The sequence below is a fragment of the Actinophytocola sp. genome (genome assembly GCF_036002505.1).
Lineage (GTDB): Bacteria > Actinomycetota > Actinomycetes > Mycobacteriales > Pseudonocardiaceae > DASYTH01.
The window spans coordinates 19,925-27,167 of record NZ_DASYTH010000142.1; the positions used below are offsets into that span (position 1 = coordinate 19,925).

The 7,243-nt window shown below is 67.2% G+C and carries 5 protein-coding genes; 4 read left to right on the plus strand and 1 reads right to left on the minus strand.

What is annotated here, in order from left to right; genetic code table 11:
- The first annotated feature begins 119 nt into the window (after positions 1 to 119).
- Genes VGR06_RS12350 through VGR06_RS12365 form a run of 4 tightly spaced genes read left to right on the plus strand, consistent with a single transcriptional unit; the run spans position 120 to position 4,719 of the window.
- Entirely contained in the window at positions 120 to 1,460 is a 1,341-nt protein-coding gene (locus tag VGR06_RS12350; protein ID WP_327559171.1) for a cytochrome P450, read from the plus strand.
- Positions 1,453 to 2,421 carry an alpha/beta hydrolase gene (locus VGR06_RS12355; RefSeq protein WP_327559172.1) on the plus strand — a complete coding sequence of 323 codons (969 nt, stop codon included), beginning with the start codon at positions 1,453 to 1,455 and terminating at the stop codon, positions 2,419 to 2,421. Before VGR06_RS12350 ends, VGR06_RS12355 begins: the two co-directional genes overlap by 8 nt.
- Positions 2,402 to 3,256: an SDR family NAD(P)-dependent oxidoreductase gene (locus tag VGR06_RS12360; protein ID WP_327559173.1), complete on the plus strand. Its 855-nt coding sequence runs from the start codon at positions 2,402 to 2,404 to the stop codon at positions 3,254 to 3,256. The genes VGR06_RS12355 and VGR06_RS12360 overlap by 20 nt, the downstream gene beginning before the upstream one ends.
- Complete coding sequence (locus tag VGR06_RS12365) at positions 3,253 to 4,719, plus strand: NAD(P)/FAD-dependent oxidoreductase (protein ID WP_327559174.1); 1,467 nt, start codon at positions 3,253 to 3,255, stop codon at positions 4,717 to 4,719. Before VGR06_RS12360 ends, VGR06_RS12365 begins: the two co-directional genes overlap by 4 nt.
- Before the next feature lie 475 nt (positions 4,720 to 5,194).
- On the opposite strand, the gene ltrA is transcribed toward VGR06_RS12365, so the two are convergent.
- A complete protein-coding gene (gene ltrA / locus VGR06_RS12370) occupies positions 5,195 to 6,631 on the minus strand; it encodes a group II intron reverse transcriptase/maturase (protein ID WP_327559175.1) in 1,437 nt (478 codons plus the stop codon).
- Positions 6,632 to 7,243 lie beyond the last annotated feature (612 nt).

The window sequence follows — 7,243 nt, forward strand, 5'->3', positions numbered from 1 at the left end:
TGGCACGCTACAACTCTCTCATTTCGGGCCGAGGTGAACACAGCCTTGTCGCGGATGGTACATCGGCGTACCGTAGGCGCGGTACGTTGGCGTACCACGCGACAAGGGGTGCAGCCTCGATGACGACCGTGACCCTCCCGCCCGGCCCGAACGCGCCGCGGGCCGTGCAGGCCATCTACCTGCTGGCCACCCGGCGGCGCGGCATGCTCCGGCTGCGCGACCGCTTCGGCGACGCCTTCACCGTCAACCTGCCGGTCTTCGGCCGCGGCCTGGTGATCAGCAACCCGGCCGAGGTCAAGCAGCTGTTCACCGCCGGCTCCGACGTCGTGGACAACATGGAGGTGAACCTCGGCCGGGTGCTCGGCCCCGGCTCGATGTTCGCCCTGACCGGCGAGGAGCACCGCAAGCAGCGGCGGCTGCTGGTGCCGCCGTTCCACGGTCGCCGGCTCGCCGTGTACGAGAAGATCGTCGAGGACGAGACGGTGCGGGAGATGGCGTCATGGCCGGAGGGGCGCGAGTTCCCGACGCTGCCGTCGACCATGCGCATCACGCTCAACGCCATCCTGCGCGCGGTGTTCGGCGCCGAGGGCACCGAGTTCGCGGAGCTGCGCGAGCTGCTGCCGCCGTTCGTGACCCTGGGCTCGCGCCTGGCCACCCTGCCGGTGCCGACCGTCGACTGGGGACGGTGGAGCCCGTGGGGCCGGTTCTGGTTGATGCGCCGCGAGTACGACGCGATCGTGGCGCGCCTGATCGCCAAGGCGGTGCCGGATCTCGACGGTCGCGACGACGTGCTCGCGATGATGCTGCAGGCGCGCTACGAGGACGGCGAACCGATGGGCCACGGCGAGATCGCCGACCAGCTGCTCACCCTGCTCACCGCCGGGCACGAGACCACCGCGACGACGCTGGCGTGGACCGTCGAGCGGCTCCGCCGGCACCCCGCGGTGCTGCGCGAGCTCGTCGAGGAGGTGGACGCGGACGGGAGCGCGCTGCGCGAGGCGACGATCCTGGAGGTGCAGCGGGTCCGCCCGGTCATCGACGCGGTGGCCCGGCAGGTGAAGGCGGAGAGCTTCCAATTGGGACGGTGGACGCTGAAGAAGCGCCAGCGGGTGCTGGTCAGCATCGCGCTGCTGCACGACAACGAGTCGGTCTTCCCGAACGCCCGGGCCTTCGACCCGTACCGGTTCGTCGGCGCGAAACCCGATCTGTACCAGTGGATCCCGTTCGGCGGCGGCACCCGGCGCTGCCTCGGCGCGGCGTTCGCGAACATGGAGATGAACGTGGTGCTCCGCACGATGATCCGCGACGTGGAGCTGGCGCCGACGTCCGAGCGGGACGAGAAGTGGCACTCCCGCGGCGTCGCCTACGCCCCGGCGAAGGGCGGCCTCGCCGTCGTGCGCCGCCGGACCCCTCGTGCGGACCCGGTGCCGGCGTCTTCCTCGGGAACCGGCCATGAGTGAGCGGATGGTCGATGTCGGGCGCGGGATCTCCCTTGCCTATGAGGAGATCGGCGACCCGGGCGGCGAACCGCTGCTGCTCGTGGCCGGTCTGGGACAGCAGCTGCACAGCTGGCCCACCGCGTTGTGCGAGCAGCTCACCGGCCGCGGCTACCGGGTGATCCGGTTCGACAACCGGGACGCCGGGCGCTCGACGCACCTCGACTTCCCGTCGCCAGGGGGGTCCGGGGGGCGGAGCCCCGCCGGCCGGGGGTCTGGGGGCTGGGCCCCCAGTTGGCTCAGTCCGGCCACGATCTTCTTTGGGCGCTGGTCGCCCCGGCAGTACGACCTCACCGACCTGGCCGGGGACACCGTCGGGCTGCTTGACGCGCTCGGCCTCGACAGCGCCCACCTGGTCGGCGCGTCGATGGGCGGCATGATCGCGCAGACGGTCGCTTCACTGTGCCCGCAACGGGTCCGGACGCTTGTCTCGATCATGTCGACGACCGGGGCGCGGCGCGTCGGCCGGCCGGCGCTGTCCACCTGGCTGCTGCTGGCCGCGACGTCGCCGAGGACCCGGGCGGCCGCGGTCGCCGGTTCCGTGCGGATCTTCCGGCACATCGGCTCGCACGGCTTCCCGTTCGATGAGGCCTGGGTGCGCGGGCAGGCCGGGCTCGCCTGGGACCGCGATCCCACCTCGGACGGCACGCGCCGCCAACTCGCCGGGATCTTCCGCTCCGGGGACCGCACCGCGGCCCTGCGCGCGATCACCGCGCCCACCCTGGTGATCCACGGCGACCGGGACCGGATGGTGCACCCGACCGGCGCCGCGGCCACCGCGCGGGCGATCCCCGGCGCCCGGCTGGAAACCATCCGCGGCATGGGCCACGATCTGCCCAGGGGCGCGTGGCCCGTGCTGATCGACCTCATCGACGACCACGCCCGCCGCAACACGAGGAGGACCGATGCCGCAAAGTCCACTTAGGATCGCCGGGCGGCCGGTGATGATCACCGGTGCGGCGTCGGGTATCGGCCGCGGCCTCGCCACCCGGCTGTCCCGGCTGGGTTCGCCGGCGGCCATCGCCGACGTCGACGAGGCCGGGCTGAAGGAGACGGCCGGGATGCTGCGTGGTCCCGTGCTCACCCGGGTCCTCGACGTCCGGGACGCCGCCGACCAGCTGCGGTTCGCCGACGAGGTGAGGGAGTGGCTCCCGGCGCCGCTGGCCGCGGTGTTCAACAACGCCGGGGTGGCGGTGGCCTCGACCGTGCTGGATGCCGTGCCGGAGGACGACGACTGGCTGCACGACATCAACTTCCACGGCGTGGTGAACGGGACCCGGGCGTTCCTGCCGATCCTGGTCGAGCAGGACGACGGCGCCGTCGTGAACACCTCGAGCGTGTTCGGCCTCGTGGGCGTGCCGTACAACAGCGCGTACTGCGCCTCGAAGTTCGCCGTCCGCGGGTTCACCGACGCGCTGCGCCAGGAGCTGCGCGGCACCGGCGTGCGGGCGATCAACGTGCACCCGGGCGGGATCACCACGAACATCGCCCGCAACGCCCGGATCCGCAAGGACCCGGAAGGCCTGGGGCGGACCAAGGAGCAGCTCGCCGCACAGTTCGAGGCCATGACCATGACCTCGCCGGACAAGGCTGCGGCGATCATCCACAAGGGAGTCGAGGCGGGCAAGGCGCGCATCCTCGTCGGACCGGACGCCTACCTGTTCGACGCGCTCGCCCGGATCACACCCACCCACTACTACACCGTGCTCGACTTCCTGCAGTCCCGATTGCGGGCCCGGACGGCGAAGGCGGGATCATGACCGAGCACGTCGACGTGCTGATCGTCGGCGCCGGGCTGTCCGGCATCGGCGCCGCGCACCACATCCAGTCCGCGTTCCCCCGCCGCACCTACACGATCCTCGAGGCCCGCGACGCCCTCGGCGGCACCTGGGACCTGTTCCGCTACCCCGGCGTCCGCTCCGACTCGGACATGCACACGCTCGGCTACCGGTTCCGGCCGTGGACCCAGGCGAAAGCCATCGCGGACGGCCCGTCGATCCTGCGCTACGTCAAGGACACCGCCGAGGAGGCCGGAATCGACCGGCACATCCGCTTCGGCCACAAGGTGATCCGCGCCGAATGGTCCACCGTGGACTCACTATGGACGGTGGAAGCCGTGCACCACGGGGAGACGGTGCGGTTCACCGCGAACTTCCTGTACTCGTGCAGCGGTTACTACCACTACGACACCGGATACCTGCCGGAGTTCCCCGGAATCGAACGGTTCGGCGGCACGGTCATCCACCCGCAGCAATGGCCGGAGGACCTGGACTACACCGGCAAGAAGGTCGTGGTCATCGGCAGCGGCGCCACCGCCGTGACGCTCGTTCCGGCCATGACCGACAAAGCCGCACATGTGACGATGCTCCAGCGCTCGCCGACCTACATCCTGTCGATCCCCGCCGAAGACGCCATCGCCAACGCCCTGCGCCGCCTCCTCGGCCCCCGCTTCGCCTACCCGATCGCCCGCTGGAAGAACGTCGCCCTCGGCACGCTGATCTACCAGCTCAGCCGCCGCCGGCCGGACCTCGTCCAGTCCCTGATCCGCAAGACCGTGATCAAGCAACTGCCCCCCGGCTACGACGTCGACACCCACTTCAAGCCGCGCTACAACCCATGGGACCAGCGCCTCTGCCTGGTGCCCGACGGCGACCTGTTCAAGGCCATCCGGCACGGCAAGGCCTCCGTGGTCACCGACCACGTCACCGGATTCACCAAGACCGGGCTGCAACTGGAATCCGGCGCCGAGCTCGAGGCGGACATCGTGGTCACCGCGACGGGCCTGCGCCTCCGGGCGCTCGGCGGCGTCGAGCTGGTGATCGACGGCCGCGTACTCAAACTCCCGGAAACCATGGCGTACAAAGGAATGATGCTCAGCGGCGTGCCGAACTTCGCGTTCACCATCGGGTACACCAACGCCTCCTGGACACTCAAAGCGGACCTGGTCGCCGAGTACGTGGTTCGCGTGCTGCGGCACCTGGACGCCCACGGCTACGACGTGTGCGTGCCGACCAACGACGACCCGACGGTGACCGAGCAGCCGTTGCTCAACTTCCAGGCTGGCTATGTGCTGCGGTCCATCCACGAGTTCCCCAAGGCCGGCTCGCGGTTTCCGTGGCAACTCGGCATGAGCTACGCGCACGATGTGGTCAAGCTGCGGTTCGGGCGGGTTGACGATGGTGCGATGCGGTTCTCCCGGCAGGCCGTGGGGGCTCTGCAATAGGACCAGGATTTGGGGTGTTGGCTGGGTGCTGCGTCTGGGGGTGTTGGCGGTGGCCGCGGCGCGCATTGTGCGGGGTCGCCTCTTCGGCCTCAAGGGCGCGCCGCGGCAGCCGAGGAAAGGGTGCACCACGGAGGGGTCGATCGCACGGGGTGTGGGTGGGAGGTGTTGGGGTGCCTGGGGTTATTGGCGGGGGTGGTGCAGTACGTTGCGGACGGGGGTTCGGGTGGGGTCGAGCCAGGCGGGTGGGATGAAGTAGGGGATGCCGTTGATGAAGTGGATTTCCCAGGCGGAGTGGTGCAAGATTCGGTGGTGTCGGCGGCAGAGCAGCGCCATGTTGGCCAGATCCGTTTTTCCACCGTCCACCCAGTAGGAGTCGACACAGGGCGCGGTACCCGGGGGTTGCCCCGGGCCTGTTTCCCTGTGTCGCTCCCCCGAACCGGACATGCGACTTTCACCGCATCCGGCTCTCCACAAGTCACGCTGAGGCGACGGTTATCGGTTTGTCCCACGGCGTGGGTATCTTACTTCCCCGGTAGCGGTAACGTTTAATTGTCATCGTGGTGGGTTGGTAGAGCCTCACGCCGTTGTATTCGGGCAACCATCCATTGAAATAGCGGCGGATGATCCACCTTTTGCTGGTGTGCGGGTGTTTGTTCTTCAGCCACTCCCAGAACCTCCACCACAGGAAGTGTTGGAGGTCATGGTAGGCCTTGCTTGACGACCCGTGCCGGAAATACTGGGCCCACCCACGGACCATCCTGCTCAACCGTGTCAGGAGTTCGTCCACGGGCTGATGGGTGATCTGTTTGGTTACCGCCTTCACTTTCCGTCGGATACGTTGGAGTGATTTCTTAGACGGAAACGTGTAGATCAGTTTCCGGTCGCTTCCCCGCTGGCGATACCGCTGGATGCGGAACCCCAGAAAGTCGAAGCCCTCATCGATATGGACGACCCGGGTCTTGTCCACGGCCAGGCGTAACCCGATCTCGGACAAGACTTCCGCGACTTCCACCCACAACGCCTCGGCATGCTCCCGCGTCCCGTGCACCGAAATGGTGAAGTCATCCGCGTATCTAGTGAGCCGATACGTCGCACCTCCACGATTCCGGTACCGCATCCGGTTCGTCGGGGTGCCGTGCGCCGCCCATTTCTCGTCGAAGTGATCGTCGAGATGGGACAGGGCGAGGTTAGCCAGCAATGGCGATAGAATCCCGCCCTGGGGAGTACCGGTGTGAGTGTCCCGGTTGAGGCCTTCTTCATCGAGCAGTCCCGCCTTGAGGAAGGCCTTCACCAGAGCCAGAACGCGTTTATCCGAGATGCGCCGACGCAACCGATCCAGTAACGCAGCATGATCAATTTCGTCGAAACACGAGGCGATATCCGCCTCAAAGACCCACACGTAGCCCTCTTTGGCTGACTTACGGATCTCCTCGATCGCGTCCTGAGCGCGGCGTTCCGGGCGAAAGCCGTAACTCGAGTTCGAGAAGTCCACCTCCAGGATCGGCTCCAGCACCAGCTTCAAGGCCGCTTGGACGACGCGGTCAGCGGTGGTGGGAATCCCGAGCTTCCGGAGTTTCCCGGTATTGCCCTTGGGAATCGTCACCTGCCGCACCGGAAGAGGCCGGAACGTTCGTGCTCTCAATCGAGCGCGGATATCTTCCAGGAACCCTTCCACGCCGCCCGCAGAATCCTCAATGAACCGCGCGGTGCGCTTATCCACCCCGGCACTGCGTGCGCCCTTGTTCTCCCGAACCCGGATCCATGCTGTCACCAGGAATGCCGGGTCCGCAACGAGGTTAAACAGATCATCAAACCGACGGCCCTGATCGGCCGCCGCCCAACGGTGCAGTTTCGTCTGCATCCCCAGTACCCGCTGACCAGCCGTGAACGGCACCGTCAGCAGAACACCCATGTTCATCGGCGTATCTTCTGGCATAAACAGTAACTACTCCTGTCCTGACTTGCTGTCGCCCTTCGCCATGTGACCGGCTTTCCCGGCCTCGGACTACTACGACGACTCCGCCCCTCCACGAGCCCATCGGTTGGCAATGAACCTATCCACCTCAACCGCCGGTATGCGGTCCTCTTGGCGGAAAGCCCGTATCGGTTCCCATGTTCACTTGGTTCCGATCGATGAGGGAAGCACCCGGCTTTACCCCGACGGCCCCTATGAGTACGCCACAGACTTTCCTCACAGGCTGCCCAAACCTTGCGATTCGAGCGGACGCTACACCTACCATTCGGTTCACGCGCACCGCACCACCAACCCCAATCCGCCAGGTTTCGAGTCGGCTCCACCTAACGAGGCTTCAGACACCGGTTCCTTTCGTATGCATTCTCATCTCGCTCACCGAGCCCGCACCATCTGGCAGTACTAGCACGACTCGACTTTGTCAGGGCCGCTTGCCACCCCATCCGCCCATTCCCGCGAACACGGCTGCCCTCAGCTTCACCGAACTGCTGTGACAATTCAGTATCGGAGGCCTTTCACCTCCGCTCGGTAATCAAGCGCCTCATGGCGCAC